Origin of the sequence: Micromonospora trifolii (assembly GCF_050516465.1) — a bacterium.
GTDB classification, from domain to species: Bacteria; Actinomycetota; Actinomycetes; order Mycobacteriales; family Micromonosporaceae; genus Micromonospora; species Micromonospora trifolii.
This window is the reverse complement of record NZ_CP191526.1, coordinates 552,222-571,824: the sequence shown is the minus strand read 5'-3', so window position 1 is coordinate 571,824 and position 19,603 is coordinate 552,222. Positions and strand designations below refer to the sequence as shown.

General features: G+C 72.1%; 21 protein-coding genes. 13 read left to right on the top strand and 8 right to left on the bottom strand.

The features are described 5' to 3' along the window. Positions 1 to 88: 88 nt before the first annotated feature. On the bottom strand, positions 89 to 907 hold the full coding sequence (locus tag ACQRWP_RS02605) for an inositol monophosphatase family protein (protein WP_430500629.1): 819 nt from the start codon (positions 905 to 907) through the stop codon (positions 89 to 91). 668 nt (positions 908 to 1,575) lie between these two features. Between ACQRWP_RS02605 and ACQRWP_RS02600 the strand changes: the two genes are divergently transcribed. Both ACQRWP_RS02600 and ACQRWP_RS02595 read left to right on the top strand, forming a co-directional pair. Further along, positions 1,576 to 3,186, top strand: a complete 1,611-nt coding sequence (locus ACQRWP_RS02600; RefSeq protein WP_430500628.1) for an RNA polymerase sigma factor — start codon at positions 1,576 to 1,578, stop codon at positions 3,184 to 3,186. A gap of 245 nt (positions 3,187 to 3,431) precedes the next feature. Further along, entirely contained in the window at positions 3,432 to 3,665 is a 234-nt protein-coding gene (locus tag ACQRWP_RS02595) for a DUF7455 domain-containing protein (RefSeq protein ID WP_007456919.1), read from the top strand. Between the two features lie 344 nt (positions 3,666 to 4,009). Here the strand turns inward: ACQRWP_RS02595 and ACQRWP_RS02590 are convergent, their stop codons facing one another. From ACQRWP_RS02590 to ACQRWP_RS02580, 3 genes are all read right to left on the bottom strand, one after another. Next, on the bottom strand, positions 4,010 to 5,743 hold the full coding sequence (locus ACQRWP_RS02590) for a DEAD/DEAH box helicase (protein ID WP_430500627.1): 1,734 nt from the start codon (positions 5,741 to 5,743) through the stop codon (positions 4,010 to 4,012). Between the two features lie 190 nt (positions 5,744 to 5,933). Continuing rightward, positions 5,934 to 6,596, bottom strand: a complete 663-nt coding sequence (locus ACQRWP_RS02585; protein ID WP_210785165.1) for a trimeric intracellular cation channel family protein — start codon at positions 6,594 to 6,596, stop codon at positions 5,934 to 5,936. Positions 6,597 to 6,636: 40 nt separating this feature from the next. Then, entirely contained in the window at positions 6,637 to 6,855 is a 219-nt protein-coding gene (locus ACQRWP_RS02580) for a DUF3039 domain-containing protein (protein WP_007456912.1), read from the bottom strand. Between the two features lie 88 nt (positions 6,856 to 6,943). Between ACQRWP_RS02580 and ACQRWP_RS02575 the strand changes: the two genes are divergently transcribed. Then, positions 6,944 to 7,879 (top strand): pseudouridine-5'-phosphate glycosidase, encoded by a 936-nt coding sequence (locus ACQRWP_RS02575; RefSeq protein WP_430500626.1) that lies wholly within the window; start codon positions 6,944 to 6,946, stop codon positions 7,877 to 7,879. Further along, a complete protein-coding gene (locus ACQRWP_RS02570; protein WP_430500625.1) occupies positions 7,876 to 8,775 on the top strand; it encodes a carbohydrate kinase family protein in 900 nt (299 codons plus the stop codon). The genes ACQRWP_RS02575 and ACQRWP_RS02570 overlap by 4 nt, the downstream gene beginning before the upstream one ends. Positions 8,776 to 8,840: 65 nt before the next feature. Here the strand turns inward: ACQRWP_RS02570 and ACQRWP_RS02565 are convergent, their stop codons facing one another. Then, positions 8,841 to 9,200: a DUF3099 domain-containing protein gene (locus ACQRWP_RS02565; protein WP_030337423.1), complete on the bottom strand. Its 360-nt coding sequence runs from the start codon at positions 9,198 to 9,200 to the stop codon at positions 8,841 to 8,843. Between the two features lie 104 nt (positions 9,201 to 9,304). Here ACQRWP_RS02565 and ACQRWP_RS02560 point away from each other — a divergent pair, with 104 nt between their 5' ends. Both ACQRWP_RS02560 and ACQRWP_RS02555 read left to right on the top strand, forming a co-directional pair. Beyond that, positions 9,305 to 9,589 carry a hypothetical protein gene (locus ACQRWP_RS02560; protein WP_030489374.1) on the top strand — a complete coding sequence of 95 codons (285 nt, stop codon included), beginning with the start codon at positions 9,305 to 9,307 and terminating at the stop codon, positions 9,587 to 9,589. Between the two features lie 17 nt (positions 9,590 to 9,606). Continuing rightward, positions 9,607 to 9,918 carry a BrnA antitoxin family protein gene (locus tag ACQRWP_RS02555; RefSeq protein ID WP_238681291.1) on the top strand — a complete coding sequence of 104 codons (312 nt, stop codon included), beginning with the start codon at positions 9,607 to 9,609 and terminating at the stop codon, positions 9,916 to 9,918. Between the two features lie 27 nt (positions 9,919 to 9,945). On the opposite strand, the gene ACQRWP_RS02550 is transcribed toward ACQRWP_RS02555, so the two are convergent. Beyond that, positions 9,946 to 10,536, bottom strand: a complete 591-nt coding sequence (locus ACQRWP_RS02550; protein ID WP_430500624.1) for an HhH-GPD-type base excision DNA repair protein — start codon at positions 10,534 to 10,536, stop codon at positions 9,946 to 9,948. Here ACQRWP_RS02550 and ACQRWP_RS02545 point away from each other — a divergent pair. Genes ACQRWP_RS02545 through dtd form a run of 3 tightly spaced genes read left to right on the top strand, consistent with a single transcriptional unit; the run spans position 10,526 to position 13,558 of the window. Continuing rightward, positions 10,526 to 11,614 carry a CPBP family intramembrane glutamic endopeptidase gene (locus tag ACQRWP_RS02545; RefSeq protein WP_430500623.1) on the top strand — a complete coding sequence of 363 codons (1,089 nt, stop codon included), beginning with the start codon at positions 10,526 to 10,528 and terminating at the stop codon, positions 11,612 to 11,614. The genes ACQRWP_RS02550 and ACQRWP_RS02545 overlap by 11 nt on opposite strands. Positions 11,615 to 11,651: 37 nt before the next feature. Then, positions 11,652 to 13,136, top strand: coding sequence for a DUF7059 domain-containing protein (locus ACQRWP_RS02540; protein WP_430500622.1), 1,485 nt, complete (start codon positions 11,652 to 11,654; stop codon positions 13,134 to 13,136). Next, entirely contained in the window at positions 13,136 to 13,558 is a 423-nt protein-coding gene (gene dtd / locus ACQRWP_RS02535) for a D-aminoacyl-tRNA deacylase (RefSeq protein WP_430500621.1), read from the top strand. Before ACQRWP_RS02540 ends, dtd begins: the two co-directional genes overlap by 1 nt. A 14-nt stretch (positions 13,559 to 13,572) precedes the next feature. Here dtd and ACQRWP_RS02530 read toward each other — a convergent pair whose 3' ends face one another. Further along, complete coding sequence (locus tag ACQRWP_RS02530) at positions 13,573 to 14,361, bottom strand: sporulation protein (RefSeq protein WP_430500620.1); 789 nt, start codon at positions 14,359 to 14,361, stop codon at positions 13,573 to 13,575. Between the two features lie 231 nt (positions 14,362 to 14,592). On the opposite strand from ACQRWP_RS02530, the gene sigB reads away from it, so the two are divergent. The 4 genes from sigB to ACQRWP_RS02510 all read left to right on the top strand — a co-directional run bounded on the left by sigB (position 14,593) and on the right by ACQRWP_RS02510 (position 17,017). Then, the gene (sigB, locus tag ACQRWP_RS02525; protein ID WP_430500619.1) at positions 14,593 to 15,609 is read left to right on the top strand and encodes an RNA polymerase sigma factor SigB; all 1,017 of its coding nucleotides are present in this window, start codon (positions 14,593 to 14,595) and stop codon (positions 15,607 to 15,609) included. A 123-nt stretch (positions 15,610 to 15,732) separates the two neighbouring features. Next, on the top strand, positions 15,733 to 16,110 hold the full coding sequence (locus tag ACQRWP_RS02520; protein ID WP_430500618.1) for an ArsR/SmtB family transcription factor: 378 nt from the start codon (positions 15,733 to 15,735) through the stop codon (positions 16,108 to 16,110). Beyond that, entirely contained in the window at positions 16,107 to 16,613 is a 507-nt protein-coding gene (locus tag ACQRWP_RS02515) for an SRPBCC domain-containing protein (RefSeq protein WP_430500617.1), read from the top strand. Before ACQRWP_RS02520 ends, ACQRWP_RS02515 begins: the two co-directional genes overlap by 4 nt. Further along, a complete protein-coding gene (locus ACQRWP_RS02510; RefSeq protein WP_210815954.1) occupies positions 16,610 to 17,017 on the top strand; it encodes a VOC family protein in 408 nt (135 codons plus the stop codon). Before ACQRWP_RS02515 ends, ACQRWP_RS02510 begins: the two co-directional genes overlap by 4 nt. 10 nt (positions 17,018 to 17,027) lie before the next feature. Here ACQRWP_RS02510 and ACQRWP_RS02505 read toward each other — a convergent pair whose 3' ends face one another. Continuing rightward, entirely contained in the window at positions 17,028 to 19,583 is a 2,556-nt protein-coding gene (locus ACQRWP_RS02505) for a GNAT family N-acetyltransferase (RefSeq protein WP_430500616.1), read from the bottom strand. Between the last annotated feature and the right edge of the window lie 20 nt (positions 19,584 to 19,603).

Genomic DNA, 19,603 nt, shown 5'->3' with positions numbered 1-19,603 from the left:
CCAGGCGACGCCACGTCGGCGAGCCGGCACCGAGCCGGCCCACCGGCCAGGGCCGGCCGCCCAGGCGCCGGCCGACCTGGTTCACCGGTCAGGGCCCGCCTGCGGCGTCCAGCGCGGCCAACCGGTCGTGCAGCGGAGCGAAGAGCGCGGGCGGGGCCGCGACCACCAGGTCCGGTCCCGGCGGCCGACCGGCCAGGCCGGCGACCCGAACCCCCGCCTCGGCGGCCACCAGCCCGCCCGCCGCCAGGTCCCAGGCCGCAAGACCCTTCTCGAAGTACGCGTCGAGCCGCCCCTCGGCGACCAGGCAAAGGTCAAGCGCCGCGGCGCCGAGCCGGCGGATGTCCCGTACGTGTGCGATCAGCCCGGCCACCACCTGCGCCTGGTGCGCCCGACGGCCGGCGTCGTAGCCGAAGCCGGTGCCGACCAGCGCCTGCCCCAGGTCGACCTCGCCGGAGCAGCGCAGCCGGGCACCGTCGCGCCAGGCCCCGCCGCCGGCCGTGGCGGTCCATTCCTCGCCGGTGCTCACGTTGCGCACGACGCCGGCAACCACCATCCCGTCCACCTCGGCCGCCAGCGAGACCGCCGAGTACGGCAGCCCGTACAGGTAGTTCACCGTGCCGTCGATCGGGTCGACGATCCAGCGGACCCCGCTGGGCGCCGCGCCGGAAGCCCCCTCGCCGTACTCCTCGCCCAACACCGAGTCGTCCGGACGCAGCGCGGCCAACGCGTCGAGGATCTGCCGCTCGACCGCCCGGTCGGCGGCGGTGACCACGTCGGTGACGGTGCTCTTGGTGGCGGCGACGACGACTCCCTCGGCGCGCATCCGGTACGCGGTGTCGGCCGCGTCCCGAGCCACCTGCACCGCGATGGTCAGCAGCTCGGACGGTGTCGTAGCCGAGTTGGTCATGATTCGCCTCTTTCCGCAGTCCGGGTGCATGTGGGTGGGTGAAACTACCGACCCGGCCTCCGAAGATCATCGTTCCCGATACCGCGCGACGGCACCAGACCAGGATCTTTAATGCCTGGCATCCAGCTGGGAGGTGGGTGCACACGCGCCGCCCGCACGGCTTGAGCGGCCGACCTCCGGCAAGATGCCCCTTTAGGTTGGTAATGTCGCTTAAGTGCCTACCGCCCCGTCCATGCCCGGCTCACAACCGTTGCCCAACCGCGACCTGATCGGGACGCCACCGGCCGGACCGGCAGCGACCTCGGTGATCCACACGCGCACCCTTGCAACCGCCACATTGACCTCGTACTGCCTGCTCAAACGGCAGTTCGGACACGATCTGCGCGCCAATGGGCTCGACGACGGAAGCCCTTCGCCGGCCGCGCGGCTATCATTACCGCGAAGCCCATATCTCCGCCCCACCGACGGTCCCCACCGGCGGTACGCGGTGCGGAGCAGGATGATCGCCGCAGACGGCGTTACAATTCACCCCTGCCCACGCGGCACGGACCGCCGACCACCGGCCGGACCGTGACACGAGGGTCCCTCAACCACATCGCCCGGCACGGTAACCCTCGCTGCGCTGGACGAACCCGCCGTGCCCGCTCTTCGCCTCCGGAAGGTCATTCGTGACAGAACCCCGCCAGCCCGGCGCCGACGTTCGCTCGCTCACCGACACCCTGATCGCCCACGCGCAGAGCGCCGGTGGTCAGCTCACGTCGGCTCAGCTCGCGCGCACCGTCGAGTCCGCCGAGGTGACTCCGGCCCAGGCCAAGAAGATCCTGCGGGCGCTCTCCGAGGCGGGAGTGACCGTCGTGGTGGACGGCTCGGCGAGCACCCGTCGCCGCGTCGCCGCGGCCCGCTCGACCACGCCAGCGTCCCGGGCCACCACCGCCAAGACCACCAAGAAGGCCGCTGCGCCGGCCCCGAAGCAGGCGCCCGCCGCCGACGACGCCCCGGCGACGTCGGCCCCGCGCAAGGTGGCCGCTCGCAAGGCGACCGGTACCGCCGCCGAGGCTGCCGGCGCGACGCCGGCGAAGGCGACCCGGTCGACCCGAGCCACCAAGGCGACGGTGGCCGCGGCTGCCGGAGCCAAGCCGACCAAGGCTGGCGGCAAGGCCAAGGGCGAGGGCGCCGAGGGCGAGATCGACCCCGAGGAGCTGGCCGCCGCGATCGAGGACGTGGTGGTCGAGGAGCCGGCCGAGCTGGCCCAGGCCGCCGAGACCGACGCCGCCGCCTCGGCGACCGACAACGACTTCGAGTGGGACGACGAGGAATCCGAGGCCCTCAAGCAGGCGCGACGTGACGCCGAGCTGACCGCCTCCGCCGACTCCGTCCGGGCGTACCTGAAGCAGATCGGCAAGGTTCCGCTGCTCAACGCCGAGCAGGAGGTGGAGCTGGCCAAGCGGATCGAGGCCGGGCTCTACGCCGCCGAGCGACTGCGGGCTGCCGACGAGGGCGAAGAGAAGCTCGTCCGCGAGATGGTCCGTGACCTGGGCTGGATCTCCCGGGACGGCGAGCGGGCCAAGAACCACCTCCTGGAGGCGAACCTCCGACTGGTGGTGTCGCTGGCCAAGCGCTACACCGGCCGTGGCATGGCGTTTCTCGACCTGATCCAGGAGGGCAACCTCGGTCTGATCCGGGCCGTGGAGAAGTTCGACTACACCAAGGGCTACAAGTTCTCCACGTACGCCACCTGGTGGATCCGACAGGCCATCACCCGCGCCATGGCCGACCAGGCCCGCACCATCCGCATCCCGGTGCACATGGTCGAGGTCATCAACAAGCTCGGCCGCATACAGCGTGAGCTGCTCCAGGACCTGGGCCGCGAGCCCACTCCGGAGGAGCTGGCCAAGGAGATGGACATCACACCCGAGAAGGTGCTGGAGATCCAGCAGTACGCTCGGGAGCCCATCTCACTGGACCAGACCATCGGCGACGAGGGCGACAGCCAGCTCGGCGACTTCATCGAGGATTCCGAGGCCGTGGTCGCGGTCGACGCGGTGTCGTTCTCGCTCCTGCAGGACCAGCTTCAGCAGGTGCTCCAGACGCTCTCCGAGCGTGAGGCGGGTGTGGTACGCCTGCGCTTCGGCCTGACCGACGGCCAACCTCGGACGCTCGACGAGATCGGTCAGGTCTACGGGGTGACCCGGGAGCGGATCCGGCAGATCGAGTCCAAGACGATGTCCAAGCTGCGTCACCCGTCCCGGTCTCAAGTCCTCCGGGATTACCTGGACTGAGCGGGTTTCGTCAACCGAACGTGTCGTTTTGATCACCTGGCGTGCAACGCCAGATGGTGATCGTCCGGTTGCACGAATGTGATCGTTGACGTGGCACCCTTGGTACACGGCACACTGTCCCTGCCATGTGTGACCTCGGTCCCCCGCGGGCACACAGGGAAGGCAGTGCCTAGCAAGGGTGTTGCACGATAGGTGAGCAACGACCGAAGAGATTGTTCATCGGTGACGACCAGAGGAGGAAGGCGATGAACTCGACCCTCACGCCGCCGCCCGAGACGGTGGCGCCCCCAGCCGCCGATGAACGGTGCGACCGCTGCAATGCTGCCGGGAAGCTCCGAATCACTCTCGTGGGTGGGAGCGAGCTGGTGTTCTGCGGGCACCACGCGAACAAGTACGCGGAGGATCTCGTGAAGATCACCGAGCGGTTCGCAACGGAGCCCGATTTCAGCTGGCGTGGCGCCGATCTGATGGCGAACTAAATCCGCAAACCGACATAGCTGGCCGGAGGCACCCCGAGGGGTGCCTCCGGCCAGCTTTTCTGTCCAAACGCCCCGCGCGCCGCGCCCCGCCGCCCCGCGCCCCGCGCCCCGCGCCCCGCGCCCCGCGCCCCGCGCCCCGCGCCCCGCGCCCCGCGCCCCGCGCCCAGATCGTGCTCGAACCAGGGTGTAGTGGCCTCGACGACGCACCGAGGCCACTACATCCCGGATATTGCGCGATCTTGACGCGAGACACCCCGCAGGGGGACATCGGGGCCGTCCGTCCCGGGCAGGCAATCCTCGGCGCTCCGGCCGCCACGGTTGGGCGGGTCTGGAGCTGGGCGGGTCTAGAGGGTCTGCACAGTGGCGATGCGTTCCTCAAGCTGCTCGATGGTGGCCTGGGCGCTCGGCGGGCCACCGCAGAGCCGGCGCAGCTCGGCATGAATCTTGCCGTGCGGCTGGCCGGTGCGGTGGTGTCGGGCGGCCACCAGAGCGTTCAGCTGGCGCCGGAGCGCCACGCGACGCTGGGCGGCGCTCATGGGTGCGGGTGGCGCTGCCGTGGCCGCAGCGGCCGGCTGAGCGGCCCCGTCGGCCGTACGGCGGCGCTGGGCGGCGAGCTGTGCGGCCTGCCGCTTGGTCAGCAGCAGTGAGACCTGGTCGGCGGTGAGCAGGCCGGGCAGGCCCAGGTATTCCTCTTCCTCGGGGGTGCCGGCCTGGGCCGCGGTGCCGAACGACGCGCCGTCGAAGATCACCTGGTCCAGTTCGGCGGTGGCCGAGAGCGCCGCGAACCGCTTCTCCAGCTCACCGCTGGCCTGGTCGTCGCGCTGCGCGCGTTCCAGCAGGTCGTCGTCGAAACCGTCGGCTTCCTTGGGTTTGCCGAGTACGTGGTCGCGCTCGGTCTCCATCTCGCTGGCCAACCCGAGCAGGTGCGGCACGCTGGGCAGGAAGACCGACGCGGTCTCCCCGGCCCGGCGAGCCCGCACGAACCGGCCGATCGCCTGGGCGAAGTAGAGCGGCGTGCTGGCGCTGGTGGCGTAGACCCCGACCGCCAGTCGCGGGATGTCGACCCCCTCGGACACCATCCGCACCGCGACCAGCCACCGCTGCTCGGACGCCGCGAACGTCGCGATCCGGGCGGACGCACCCTGGTCGTCGGAGAGCACCACTGCGGCCTTCTCGCCGGTCACCTGCTCGATCAGCTTGGCGTACGAGCGGGCGGTCTGCTGGTCGGTGGCGATGATCAGACCACCGGCGTCGGCCATGCCCGCGTTGCGCAGCACTGTGAGTCGGGCGTCGGCGGCCCGCAGCACCTGTGGCATCCAGTCGCCGGCCGGGTCCAGGGCGGTACGCCACGCCTGGGCCACCAGGTCCTGGGTCATCGGCTCGCCCAGCCGGGCGGCAAGCTCCTCGCCCGCGTTGGTACGCCAGCGGGTCTCCCCGGAGTACGCCAGGAAGAGCACCGGCCGGACCACACCGTCGCGCAGCGCGTCGGAGTAGCCGTACACCGAGTCGGCGCGGGAGCGCAGCAGCCCGTCCCCGCCCCGCTCGTAGCTGACGAACGGGATCGGGTTGTCGTCGGAGCGGAACGGCGTCCCGGTGAGCATCAGTCGGCGTACGGCGGGTTCGAAGGCGTTCTTCACCCCGTCGCCCCAGGATCGGGAGTCGCCGGCGTGGTGGATCTCGTCGAGGATGACCAGGGTGCGTCGGGTCATGGTGCGCCGCCGGTGCACCTGCGGGGCCATCCCCACCTGGGCGTAGGTGACCACCGCGCCGTGGAAGTCGGCAGCGGAGTGCAGGTCGGCGTTGCGGAACGCGGCGTCGAGCTGGATGCCCACCCGGGCCGCGGCGTCGGACCACTGGTTCTTCAGGTGCTCGGTCGGCGCGACCACGGTGACCGCCTCGATGGTGCCGTCACCGAGCAGCTCCGCCGCGATCCGCAGGGCGAAGGTGGTCTTGCCGGCACCGGGCGTGGCGACCGCGGTGAAGTCCTCGCTACGGCGACGCAGGTACTCCACCAGGGCCTTGCGCTGCCAGGCGCGTAGTGCCGGGAACGTCTCGAGCACCGGCGTCCGGGCTGCCACGCGAAGCTCCTCTCCGACCGCACGATGGCGGACCCCGGGCGAGGGCCACGAGGATCCGCCGCCCATGAAAACGCCTCCGCGCAGAAGCTGCCGCGAAGGCCGACTCAGCATAACCAGCGCGGGCCGCCGGGCCCAGGCGACGCCACGCTGGTCACAATCCCGCACCCGACCGGACAGCGGCCCGACCGCCTCACCACTCCCGGTCGGTGCGTGGATCCGCCCCGTCGGCGCGGGGCGGGCGAAGCGTGGCCACCGGCGCGGACCAGCGTCGACGCAACGCGATCAGGCGCAGCCCGAAGACCAGGACGGCGGCGGCGGTGAGCGGTGCGGGCCCGGTCTGCCCGGTGACGTACAGCAGCACCACCAGGACCGAACCGGCCAGTGCGGCCAACGCGTAGATCTCCCGGCGCAGCACGACCGGGATCTCGGCGGTGAGCAGGTCGCGGCCGAGCCCGCCGCCGATCGCGGTGAGCATGCCGATCAGGCAGGCCCCGACGGCCGGCACCCGGGCGTCGAGCGCCTTGAGCGTGCCGGTGACGGTGAACAGCGCCAGACCGGCCGCGTCCAGCACCAGCACGGTGGTGCGCAGTCGGGCCAGTTGCGGGTGCAGCCAGAAGACGGCGAGCGCGGTGATCGCGGCGGTGGCGACGTACCGCCAGTCGGCGAAGGCCAGCGGCGGCACCTCGTCGATGACCAGGTCCCGGAAGATCCCACCGCCGAGGGCGGCCACGAAGCCGACGAACGCGACGCCGAACAGGTCCAGTCGCTTGGCCACCGCCGCCGAGGCCCCGGACGCGGCGAAGACCGCCACCCCGGTCAGGTCGGCGAGGAGCAGGGCGGTGGAGGTGGTCACCGCCGCAGGCTACGTCGCCGGTCGGAGCACCGGCCGAGGTTCACTCACGGTACGAGTCGTAGATCTCCTTGCACTTGGGGCAGACCGGCGAACCCGGCTTGGCCGCCTTGGTGACCGGGAAGGTCTCGCCGCAGAGAGCGACGACGAAAGTGCCCATGACGGCGCTCTCGGCGATCTTCTCCTTGCGGACGTAGTGGAACATCTCGGGACCGGTATCGGCGTCCTTCAGCTCCGGACGCTCGAGAACCTCTGTGCTCACGTCTGCACCTCCAACCGACAAGTTTGGCAGGTCATCACGGCCGGGTCCACTTGAGGCCGGCCGAGGCCCCACCCCGTACGGTGCCCGTGTGACTGACTTTCGCATCAGCTACGGCACCGAGGTGACCGAAGCCCAGCGCGACGGCCGGCCCGTCGTCGCACTGGAGAGCACCATCGTCTCGCACGGTCTGCCCCGGCCGGAGAACCTGCGGGTGGCCAGGGAGATCGAGCGGACGGTTCGGGACGCCGGGGCCGTTCCGGCGACGATCGGCATGATCGCCGGTGAGCTGGTGGTCGGCCTGGACGACGCGCAGCTGACCCGGCTGGCCATGGTCGACGGCGTGACCAAGCTCTCCGTTCGCGACCTCGCGGTGGCCGCCGCGACCGGCGCTGACGGCGCGACCACGGTGGCCGCGACCAGCGCGGTGGCCGCCGCCGCCGGGATCGGCGTGTTCGCCACCGGCGGGCTGGGTGGGGTGCACCGGGAGGCCGCGCACTCCTTCGACGAGTCGGCGGACCTGGTGACGCTGGCGCAGACCCCGATCGCCGTGGTCTGCGCCGGGGTCAAGTCGATCCTCGACGTGGGCGCGACGCTGGAGCGTCTGGAGACCCTCGGGGTCGCGGTGGTCGGTTACCGCACCCGCCGGTTCCCCGGCTTCTACCTGACCGACGCCGGCTTCGACCTGGACTGGTCGGTCGACTCGCCGGAGCAGGTCGCCGCGGTGCTCGCCGCCCGGGACGAGCACGCCGTGCACACCGGCGGGCTGCTCATCGCCAACCCGCTGCCGGTCGACGAGCAGCTCGACCCGCAGCTGCACGACCGGACGCTCACCGAGGGCCTGGCCCTGCTGGAGCGGGACGGGATCACCGGAAAGGCCGTCACCCCGTACCTGCTCGCGCACTTCCACTCGGCCACCGAGGGCGCCAGCCTGGCGGTGAACGTGCGGATCATCCTGCGCAACGCCGACCTGGCCGCGCGGATCGCGGTCGCCTCGGTGGCCCGCGGCACCGCCGTCCCGGCATGACCCGACCGGCCCGGGTGGTCGTCGTCGGGGACGTGATCACTGACGTGGTCGCCGTGTTGTCCGGGCCGCTCGCGGCCGGCTCGGACACCGGGGCCGCGATCAGTCTCGGCGGCGGCGGTCAGGCGGCCAACACCGCCGCCTGGATCGCCGCGCAGCGGGTGGACGTCACGCTCGTCGGGGCCGTCGGTGACGACGACGCCGGGCGGGACCGGGTGGCCGAGCTGGACCGGGCGGGCGTCGACTGCGCCATCGAGCGGGTCGAGGGCGCACCGACCGGCACGGTCATCGTGCTGGCCGCCGACGACGAGCGCACCATGGTCAGCCAGCGGGGCGCGAACCTGCGGCTGAGCGCCGCGCACGTCGAGCAGGCCCTCGCGGCGGCGCCCGACGCTGGGCATCTGCACCTGTCCGCGTACACACTGTTGGACGCGGAGTCGCGCGGAGCGGGGCTGCGGGCGTTGGCCGCCGCCCGCGAGCGCGGGCTCACCATCAGCGTCGACGCGGCCTCCGCGGCGCCGCTGCGGCGGGTCGGCGCGGCGGCGTTCCTGAGTTGGGTACGCGGCATCGACCTGCTCCTGGTCAACGCGGACGAGGCCACGGTTCTGGCCGGCGGGCTGGACCCGGCGGCGCAGGGGCGGGCGCTGTCGGCGACGGCTCGGAGGGTCGTGGTGAAGCGCGGCGCGGCCGGCGCGGTCTGGGTCGACCGCACCACGCCGGTCTGCGTGGCTCCGGCCCGCCGGGTGGCGGTGGTGGACGTCACGGGCGCGGGCGACGCCTTCGCGGCCGGTCTGCTCACCGCGTGGCTCGCCGGTGCCACCCCGACCGCGGCGCTGAGCCGCGCCACCGACCTGGGCGCGCTGGCCGTCTCCACCGCCGGGGCTCGGCCACAGGCGTAACGGCCAGCGCACGGCCACCGGGCACAGCGCGGCCGTGTCGAATCGAACCCTGGCCCGTTCGCGGGTCAGGGTTCGACGTCGATGACCTTGTGTGGGCGCTCCTCGGCGGTGAGGCTCATCGGCGGGGTGTCGTCCTGTTGGCGAGGGTGGAACCGGTTGGCCAGCCGGTGCTCTTCCTTCGGCGGCCGGTCGTTGGCCAGCAGCACGGCCAGCCAGGGGATGAGCACCATGCCGAGGCCGCACAGTGGCAGCCAGAGCCAGAGCAGTGGGGCGTTCGCACCGACCAGGATCGCGCCGACGATGATGCACAACACTCGGATGCCCATCATCAGGACATAGCGGCGCTGGCGACTGTTGAGCTGATCGTCCTGGCTGCGCGAGGCGTCGGTGATCAGAATCGGCTGGTACGCCTGACGCTTCACCATGGACCTCCTCGAGGGGGTTACGCCTCATCCTGTCACCGCAGGTCCGTGATCAGCGAACTTCGACTCATCCCGCCGCGTGTTACGACCGTGGTACGCTCCGCGATGTGGGCAGCAGGTTCAGCTTCACCGACGAGGCGTTGGCCAACCTGAGGGTCTACGACGTCACACCTGGGGAAGTCTGGGAGGCGCTGCACAGCGCCCGACGGGTCATCCGTCATCTGGGTGACGACGTGATGGTGGTCTACGCCGCCGCCCGTCGGGGCCGCCGGCTGGCGGTGCTGCTCGCCGAGGCCGATGGCACCGACAACGACTGGGACATTCTCTCCGCCCGCGAGTTGAGCGACGTCGAGTCCAAGCGCTACGACGAGGCCGTGCGGAGATCTCGGTAGATGAGGAGGCCGTGACGATGCACCGTAACGACGCGACCAAGCAGTTCCACGACGGCGGCGACCGGATCGCCGAGCTGATCGACGAGAGCCCGGCGGCCGAGCTGCCCACCCCCGACAGCGACGTGCCGATGGTGAGCCGCTCGGTGCGGCTGCCACTGGACACCTACGAGCGGGTCCGCGCCGCCGCCGACGCCCGGGGCATCGGGGTCACCACGCTGATGCGCCAGTGGATCGAGACCGGCCTGGCCGACCTGGACGACTCGGCCACCGTCTCGCTGGCCGACGTCCGGCGCGCGCTGGCCTCACTGGCTCATCCCACCGCCGCCTGAGCAGACCGCCCCTCGCCAGCGGTCGGGTCAGCCGCCGGCGGTCTTCGCCTTGGCCGCCGCCTTCATCTGCTGCTTGAACTCCCGCACCCGACGCAGCGAGTCTGCGTCGGTGACGTCGGCCACCGACCGGTACGCGCCCGGGTCGCCGTAGTCCCCGGCTACCTTCCGCCAGTCCTGCGGGGTCACCCCGAACCGCTTGCCGAGCAGGGCCACGAAGATCTGCGCCTTCTGCTTGCCGAAGCCGGGCAGCGCGGAGACCCGGCGCAGCAGTTCCGGCCCGTCGGCGACCTCGGCCCAGAGCAGCGCCGCGTCACCGTCGTATTGCTCCACCAGAACCTGGCAGACCTCCTGCACCCGGGCCGCCATGGCCTTCGGAAACCGGTGCAGCGCGGGCGGCTGGGCGAAGAGCGCGACCAGGGCCTCCGGGTCGTACCCGGCCAGCTCCGCCGCGTCCAGCTCATGGCCGAGCCGCTGCTGAAGCACGTACGGCGACGAGAACGCCTTCTCCATCGGCACCTGTTGATCAAGAACCATGCCGACCAGCAGGGCCAGCGGGCTACGCTCCAGCAGCCGGTTGGCCTCCGGGTCGATGGGCAGCACAAGCGTCATGCGGACCATCCTGCCCGGCCCACCCAGCCGGGCGGACACCGACGCTCCGACGGTGCACGACAGATGGCGCCCGCATGCCACGCTCGACGACATGCTTCGGACCGCCCCGCCCGGATCCCCGTACCACCGGCTCGGCCGCACCGACCGGCACCGCTGGTGGCAACCCGTCGTCGGCACCCTCGCGCTGGTCGCCTCGGCGCTGGTGGTCGTCTGCCTGCTCTTCGGCGTCGCCGCCGTCGTGGCCGAGCTCACCGACCGCCCGTACGACGCCGACGGGCTGCCGACCTTCGGCCCGATTCCGGACACCGCGCTACTGATCGCCTCGCTGGCACTGCTGCTCCCACTGCTGCTCGGCGCCGCCTGGCTCGTGCAGCGCCGACCCGCCGGCACGCTCTCCTCGGTGCTCGGCCGGCTGCGGTGGGGTTGGCTCGGCCGCTGCCTGCTGATCGCCACACCGCTGATCATCGTCATGTTGGTCGGCGCGGGCCTCTTGCTCAATCTGACCGGCGAGAGCTTGATACCCGCCCCGGACACGTGGGTGGGATTGCCGGAATTCGCCGCCGGGCTGCTGATGGTCCTCCTGCTGGTGCCGTTCCAGGCCGCCGCGGAGGAGTACGCCTTCCGCGGCTGGCTGTTGCAGGCCGTCGGCGCGTACCTGCGCTCGCCCTGGCCCGGGATCGCCCTCCAGGCGGTGCTCTTCGCCGCCGCGCACGGCTGGGGCAGCGGCTGGGGTTTCCTGGACCTGGCCTTCATGGGCGTGTTGTTCGGCTGGCTGACTGTGCGAACCGGCGGGCTCGAGGCCGCGATTGCGCTGCATCTGGTGAACAATCTGTTCGCCTTCGCCCTGGCGGCGGCGTTCGGCGGGCTCAGCGCCGACGAGACGATGGCCGACGCCCCGTGGCAGGTCATCGTCGTCGACGTGCTGGCCCTGTCGGCGTACGCCCTGGCCGTCGACCGGTTGGCTGCGCGTCGGGGGCTGGCGACAGTCGTACCGCCAGCCCTGGTCGTGGCGGTGCCCGGCGAGCCCTCGGCCCCGACCGGTGCGGAGCCGAGGCTGCCGGGCGTCGGGGTCGAATCTCGCGGGTGATGCTGGCTTCCTCCGCGACGGCAGGCAGGATGTCGGGGTGGACGAACACGACATGCTGCTCTCCCCCGCCGGTGTCGACGCGCTGCGGGCCGCGCTGACCGGGACCGGGTTCACCAGCCAGGGCATCGCCGAGCGGTTGGGCGCGCAGGCGACCGCCGCGGTCGCCCGCAACGACTACCGGGCCGCGCTGCGCGCCACCGAGGACGGCGACCCGCTCGGCACCCTGATCCGGCTGTTCATCTGCGCCCAGACCGAGGCCGAGGCCGCGGTGGCGGCCGCGCTGGCACCGCTGGGTCTGCCGGAAGCGCTGGCCGGCGGGCTGGTAGAGCGGCACGGCGACGGCCTGCGTGCCGGCGTGGACCTGGAGCCGTACGGCGAGGACTGGTGGGTGCTCGCCGACGTGCCGGCCAGCGCCCGCCCGGGTCGCCCGTTGCACGCCGAGCACGTCCTCGGCGTCGGCGGGGCGACCCACACGCTGATCGGCGCGACCATGCGCCGGCCGGTCGACACCGCACTGGACCTGGGCACCGGCTCCGGCATCCAGGCCCTGCACCTGGGCACCCACGCCAGGTCCGTGACCGCCACCGACCTCTCCGAGCGGGCGCTGCGCTTCGCCGCGACCACCGCCGCCCTCAACGGTCAGGACTGGGAGCTGCTCCGCGGCGACCTGGTCGCCCCGGTGGCCGGTCGGCGGTTCGACCTGGTGGTGAGCAATCCACCGTTCGTGGTCGGTCCGGGCACGACCACGCACGTGTACCGCGACTCCGGTCGGGTCGGTGACGCGATCGGCGCCGAACTGGCCGCCGCCGCCCCGGGCCTGCTCACCGAGGGCGGCACCATGCAGTACCTGGCGAACTGGGTACACGTTGCCGGCGAGGAGTGGGACGAACGGGTGGCCGGCTGGTTCGCCGGGACCGGCCTGGACGCCTGGGTGATCCAGCGCGAGGTGGCCGACCCGATGGCGTACGTCGACCTGTGGCTCACCGACGTCGGCGAGACCCCCGACCCGCAGCGGATGGCCGCGTGGCTGGACTGGTTCGACGCGCACAAGGTGGAGGGCATCGGCTTCGGCATCGTGTCACTGCGCCGGGGCGGGCACGCCGACCCGGTGGTCCGGGTGGAGGATCTGCGCCAGCGGGTGCAGCCACCGCTGGGCGATCAGGTCGCCGCCTGGTTCGACCGCCAGGACTTTCTCCGGGTACGCGACACCGAGGCGTTGCTCGCCGAGCGTTACCGGGCCGCCGAGGGCCTCCAGCTGCGACAGGAGGCCACCATGGGCGACGACGGCTGGGGGGTGGACCGGCAGGTCCTCGCGATGCCGCACGGCCTGCGCTGGACCGAGGAGATCGACCCGCTGGTGCTGGCGCTGGTCGGTGGCGCCGACGGCCGGCTGCCGCTGCGTGACCAGCTCGCCCTGCTCGCCGCCGCGCACGACGTCGAGCCCGACGAGATGGCCGAGGCCGCCGGCCCGATCGTGGCGCACCTGGTGGAGCGCGGCTTCATCGAGCCGGTGAGCGCCTGATGAGGGCAGTGGTGCAGACCGTTGGGCGGGCCAGCGTGACGGTGGACGGCGAGGTGGTCGGTGCCATCGAGAACGGCCTGCTGGTGCTGCTCGGCGTGACTCACACCGACACCGCGCAGACCGCTCAGACGATGGCCCGCAAGGTGCACGAGGTACGCATCCTGGACGGTGAGCGGTCCGCCGCCGACACCGGCGCGCCGATCCTGGTGGTCAGCCAGTTCACCCTCTACGGCGATGTTCGCAAGGGCCGCCGACCGAGCTGGACCGCCGCCGCCCCCGCCGAGGTCGCCGAACCACTGGTGACAGCGGTGGTCGACGCCCTCCGCGAACGAGGAGCGAAGGTCGAGACGGGCCGCTTCCGCACCCACATGCTGGTCGAGAGCATCAACATCGGCCCGCAAACCCTCCTCCTGGACCTCTAACCAACAGCGGTGATTCAGGAGAAGAGGCCTCGGCGGGACAGGGACTGGCGGAGCCAGTTGTCGAGTTCGGCGGTCCAGTCGGTGCGGTCGGCGGTGGCGTGGTCGACCGTGAACCGGCCGAAGGCGTCCCGGCCCTCGGTGAAGACACCGCCGCGCTTGTCGACCTCCAGCACCACCTGCATCTGCTGCGCGTCGGCGATGAAGGTGACCTCCAACTGGTTGATCGAGCGGGCGTACTGCGGTGCCGGGCTGAACTCGATCTCCTGGTAGAACGGCAACGTCTGGCGTACGCCGTAGATGTGACCACGCTCCACATCGGCGCGTGCGAACCGGAAGCCCAGCCGCAGCAACGCGTCCAGCAGTCGCTCCTGCGCCGGCAGTGGGTGCACCGACACTGCGTCCAGGTCCCCCTTGTCGACCGCGCGGGCGACCTCCAGCTCGGTACGCAGGCCCATCGTCATCCCGTGCAGGTGCTGCCCGTACAGCTCGGTGACCGGTGTCTCCCACGGCACGTCGAAGCGGAACGGCAGGTCGTAGCGCTGCCCCGGCTCCAGCCGGAACGCGCCGGTGACCTGCTGGCGGTGGAACTCCTGAGTGGTGTCGTGGTCGTTGTCACCACTCTCGACCTCGACCCGGGTGACCAGGCCGAGGGCGACGTGATCGATGTCGACCTGGTGGTCGCCGCCCATCACCTGGATGCGGCCCTCCAACTGGCCGCCCGGGCGGCAGTTCGGGTTGGCCAGCACCGTCTCCACCGACGGGCCGCCGACGCCCATCGCCTTCATGAGCCGCTTGAAGACCACACCGTCCTCCATTTGTCGTGTCGGCCGACCAGAGGTGGCCGGCCGTCCGCAACGTAGCCGGGGCGGGCAACCACACACTCCGACGACACACCGCACCGGCGATCCGACGCAATTCCTGTCGGGTGCCCGATCGCCTCACTCCCGTTTTACGCCCCGCCCGCCAAGCTGTTGTCACACCGGCACCACTGGGCCGGGAACACGGCACCGACGTGGAAACGGGGAGAGACAGAGATGGTCCTGCAGATGACGGAACACCGGACGCGCCCGGCCACCACGACCGACACTGACGGGGCCCCCGAGGCCCTCGTCGACCTGGACGCCACCGACGAGCGCGGCATCTCCACCGACCTGGTCCGGGCCTACCTCAACGGAATCGGCCGGACGAAGCTGCTGACCGCCGCGCAGGAGGTCGACCTGGCCCGGCGCATCGAGGCCGGCCTGTTCGCCGACGAGAAGCTGGCCACCTGCACCCCGGTCTCCGCCGAGCTGCGCGCCGACCTGGAGCTGATCGTCGCCGAGGGTCGGGCGGCCAAGGACCACCTGTTGGAGGCGAACCTGCGGCTGGTGGTCAGCATCGCCAAGCGCTACACCGGCCGTGGCATGGCGTTTCTCGACCTGATCCAGGAGGGCAACCTCGGTCTGATCCGGGCCGTGGAGAAGTTCGACTACGCCAAGGGCTACAAGTTCTCCACGTATGCCACCTGGTGGATCCGGCAGGCCATCACCCGCGCCATGGCCGACCAGGCCCGCACCATCCGCATCCCGGTGCACATGGTCGAGCAGGTCAACCGGATGGTCCGGGCCCGCCGCGAACTCTCGGTGACGCTGGGCCGCGAACCGACGGTCGCCGAGGTGGCCCGCGCACTGGAGATCCCCGAGATCCAGGTCATCGAGCTGATCTCCTACGACCGGGAGCCGGTCAGCCTGGACCAGGCCGTCGGCGACGACGGTGAGAGCGCGCTCGGCGACTTCGTGGCCTCGGTGGACCCGCGCACCGAGCCGGGCGACGCCGCCGCCCAGGGTGAGCTGCGCAACGAGGTCAGCGTCGTGCTCTCCACCCTGTCCCAGCGGGAGCAGGCGGTCATCCGCCTCCGGTTCGGCCTGGACGACGGCCGCCAGCGCACCCTGGACGAGGTCGGCCGGGAGTTCGGCCTGTCCCGGGAGCGGATCCGGCAGATCGAGAAGGTGACGCTGCTGAAGCTGCGCGCCCCGGAGCGGGCCCAGCGCCTGGAGGCGTACGCCTGCTGACGCACCCGGTTCCCACGGAAGGCCCCGGCGGTTCGCCGGGGCCTTCCGTGCTGTGCGGTGCTTGACGGCGGCCTTCAAGCCCTGATAGAACCAAATGGTTATTTAACCAGGAGGTTATGAGCGATGGGTGCGGAGTTGCTGGACGCGACCTTCGCGGCGCTGGCCCACCCGACCCGGCGGGCCATCCTCGCCCGGCTCGCGCGGAGCGAGGCCACCGTGACGGAGTTGGCGGAGCCCTTCGAGATGAGCCAGCCGGCCATCTCCAAGCACCTCAGGGTGCTGGAGCGCGCTGGCCTCGTCAGCCGGGGGCGGGACGCCCAGCGCCGGCCGTGCCGGTTGGAGGCCCGACCACTGCGCGAGGCGACGGCCTGGCTCGCCGACTACCGCGACTACTGGGCGGAGAGCTACCAACGCCTCGACGCGCTGCTCGACGACCTCCAAGCCGGTGACCGCACCGACGTCGAGCGTCGGCCCGACCGACCGGACGGGACGGGAGGGTGACCGGCGTCGATGATCCGCTCGTCGTCCACACCTCGGGCGACCGGGAGATCGTGTTGAGTCGGCTGTTCGAGGCCCCGGCGCAGTTGGTGTTCGGCGCCTTCACCCAACCCGAACTGCTGGTTCGGTGGTACGGCGCGCGCGGCTGGAGGCTGGCAGAGTGCGACATCGACCTGCGGGTCGATGGACGGTGGCGGTTCGTGTCACTGGGCCCGGAGGGCGCCCGGATGGTCCAGGCTGGGGTCTACCGGCACGTCGAGCCGACGCGCCGGCTGGTCTACACCGAACTCTTCGACGACCAGTCCTATCCAGGCGAGACGCTGGTCAGCCACGAGTTCTCCGAGGTGGCCGGGCGAACGACAGTCACCACCACCCTGCTCTACGCCACCGCAGGAGGGCGGGACACCGTGCTGCGGTACCCGATGGCGCGGGGCGTCGGGCAGAGCTTCACGCGGCTCGCCGAGCTGCTGAGCGCGACAGCGACGACAGGAGGAGAACAACCATGAACTGGACGTTGGAAGTAGTGATCGTGCCGGTCTCCGATGTGGACCGGGCCAAGAAGTTCTACGCCGACCAGCTCGGCTTCACTGTGGACCACGACACCGTGATCAACGACGAGGCGCGCATCGTCCAGTTGACGCCGCCCGGCTCGGGTTGCTCGATCGTGATCGGTAAGGGCGTCGTCCCGGAGATGCCGCCCGGCTCACTCAAGGGCCTGCAACTGGTGGTGCCCGACCTGAAGCGGGCCCACGAGGAGCTGGTCGGGCGGGGCGTGGAGGTCAGCGAGATCCAGGTGGTGGGTCAGAACCCCCGGCCGGTGCCGGACCCGCTGGACAACGTCGGCTTCGTCTTCTTCGCCGACCCGGACGGCAACACCTGGGGCGTCCAGCAGATCTCCAGCCGCGCCTGACCGGGCACGCTCACAGGCGGCGGGGGCCGGTGTCCGGGCGGGCGGCCGCCCCACCCACCCCCACCTGGGCGTGCAGGACCGAGATGCCGTCCGGGCGGGCGAGCACCGGGTTGAGGGTCAGCGCTCGTACCCGGGGCTGTTCATCAGCGAGCTGACCCACCCGCAGCAGCAGATCGGCCAGCGCTGCCCGGTCGACCGGCGCGGCCCCCCGGTGCCCGCGCAGCAGCGGCGCCGCCCGAGGCTCGTCGACCAACTCGGCCGCGTCACGGTCGGTCAGGGGCACCGCCCGCCAGGCCCGATCGCCGAGCAACTCGGTGGCGACCCCGCCCAGGCCGAAGCCGACCACCGGTCCGAACGCGGGGTCCTCCACCACCTCCACCACGCAGGCCACCCCGGGCGGGACCATCGGCTGGACCAGCGCGTCCGCGCCGAAGGTCGCTGCCAGGTCGGCGTACGCCCGGCGGAGGGTCGGCTCGTCGGGCAGGTCCAGCCGGACCGCGCCGAGGTCGAGCCGGTGCCGCAGCCCGGGGGCGGCCGCCTTGAGCGCCACCGGGAAGCCCAGCCGCGCCGCCGCGTCGACCGCCGCGTCGGCCGAGTCGACGGACACCGACGCCACCACGTCGATGCCGTACGCGGCCAGCAACGCATCCGGGTCGGTGGCGTCGGCCCGGAGCGCGGCCTGCGCGGCAGCCCGATCGAGGCCGGGCAGCTCCGGTGCCACCCCGGGCGGGCGGCGAAGCCACTCGGCGTACCGGTGCGTGCGGGCGAGCGCGCGGACCGCCTCCTCCACACCGCCGTACGCCGGCACCCCCGGCGGCAGCCGCCCGACCAGGAACGTCGCCACGGTCGGCTTGCCCAACGCGAGGGCGGCCGGCAGCGCGGCGGTCACGTCGACGTCCACCTCGGTCAACTGGCCGGGTAACGGCGGGGCGAAGACCACCACCAGGGCGTCCACCCGTTCGTCGGCGGCCGTCTCGGCGAGCGCGGCAGCGAACTCGGCGGCACCGGCACTCGGCCCGACGTCGCGGGGATAACCGTCGGCCACGCTCAGACCGTGCCCGACGCAGGCGGTCGCGGCGAGCCCGGTTAGCGCCGAGGAGTTGCCCACCACACCGACCCGGCCCCCGGCCGGCAACGGCTGGTTGGCCAACAGCACACCCACGTCGAGCAGCTCCGGCACGGTGTCCACCCGAATCACCCCGGACTGGGCGAAGAGCGCCGCCACCGCCACCTCGTCCGGCCCGGCGGCGTCACCGACCCCGGGCGGGCGGGCCGGCGAGGCGAGCGCGACGACCGGTTTGGCGCGGCCGATCCGCCGGGCCAGCCTGGCGAACTTCCGCGGGTTCCCGAAGGTCTCCAGGTAGAGCATGATCACGTCGGTGCCGGGGTCGTCCTGCCAGTACTGCAGCAGGTCGTTGCCGGAGACGTCGGCCCGGTTGCCGGCCGAGACGAAGCTGGACAGTCCGAGGCCCCGCCGGTCCGCCTCGGCGAGCAGCGCCACCCCGAACGCACCGGACTGACTGAAGATGCCGACCCGGCCGGCCGGCGGCAACGCCGGGGCGAGGGTGGCGTTGAGGCGTACCGTCGGGTCGGTGTTGGCCACGCCCAGGCAGTTCGGGCCGACGACCCGCATCCCGGCCGCGTGCGCCGCACGGACCAGCGCCCGCTGCGTGGCCGCGCCCTCGCCGCCGGCCTCGGCGAAGCCGGCCGAGATGACCACCAGGCCGTGCACCCCCGCGGCGGCGGCGTCGGCCACCACGGCTGTCGCCGCCTCCGGCGGGACCGCCACCACCGCCAGGTCCACCGGCGCTCCGGCGTCAACCGCCGACGGGTACGCGGGGAGGCCCGCCACGGTCGGCGCGCTCGGATGCACCGGCACCACCGCACCGGTGAACCCGCCGTCGCGCAGGTGCCCGAGCACCGCCGCGCCGACGCCCTGGCCGGTGGCACTGGCGCCGTAGACGACGATGCCGCGCGGGGCGAGCAGCCGGGCGATCGAGCGGGCCTCGGTCCGGTGCTCCCGGCCGCGCTGCACCTCCAGGCTCGCCTCGGTGGGCGCGATGGGGAAGCTCAGGTGGACCACGCCGTCGGCGTACTCGCGCTGGACCTGATAGCCGAAGTCGGCGAACACCCGCAGCATCGTCCCGTTGGCCGGCAGCACCTCCGCGACGAAGCTCATGATGTCGTTGCGGCGGGCCGCGTCGGCCAGATGTTCCATCAGCACCGAGCCGATGCCCCGCCCCTGGTAGGCGTCCTCCACCACGAAGGCCACCTCCGCCTCGGGGGCCTGCGGGCCGAGCCGCTCGTACCGGCCGACCGCGACGATCTGGTCGGCGGCCAGCACCACGAACGCCTCGCGGTCGTGGTGGTCCACGGTGACGAAACGGATCAGATCCCGCTCCGGGATGCGCGGGTACGGCGAGAAGTACCGCAGGTAGCGGGTGCGCTCGGAGAACCGGCTGTGCATCGCCACGATGCCCGGCGCGTCGGCCGGGTCGATCGGTCGCAACTGGACCGTGCTGCCATCGCTGAGCAGCACGTCGACCGGCTGGTCCACGGTCGTCACCGGAACGCCCTCCCCCGGCC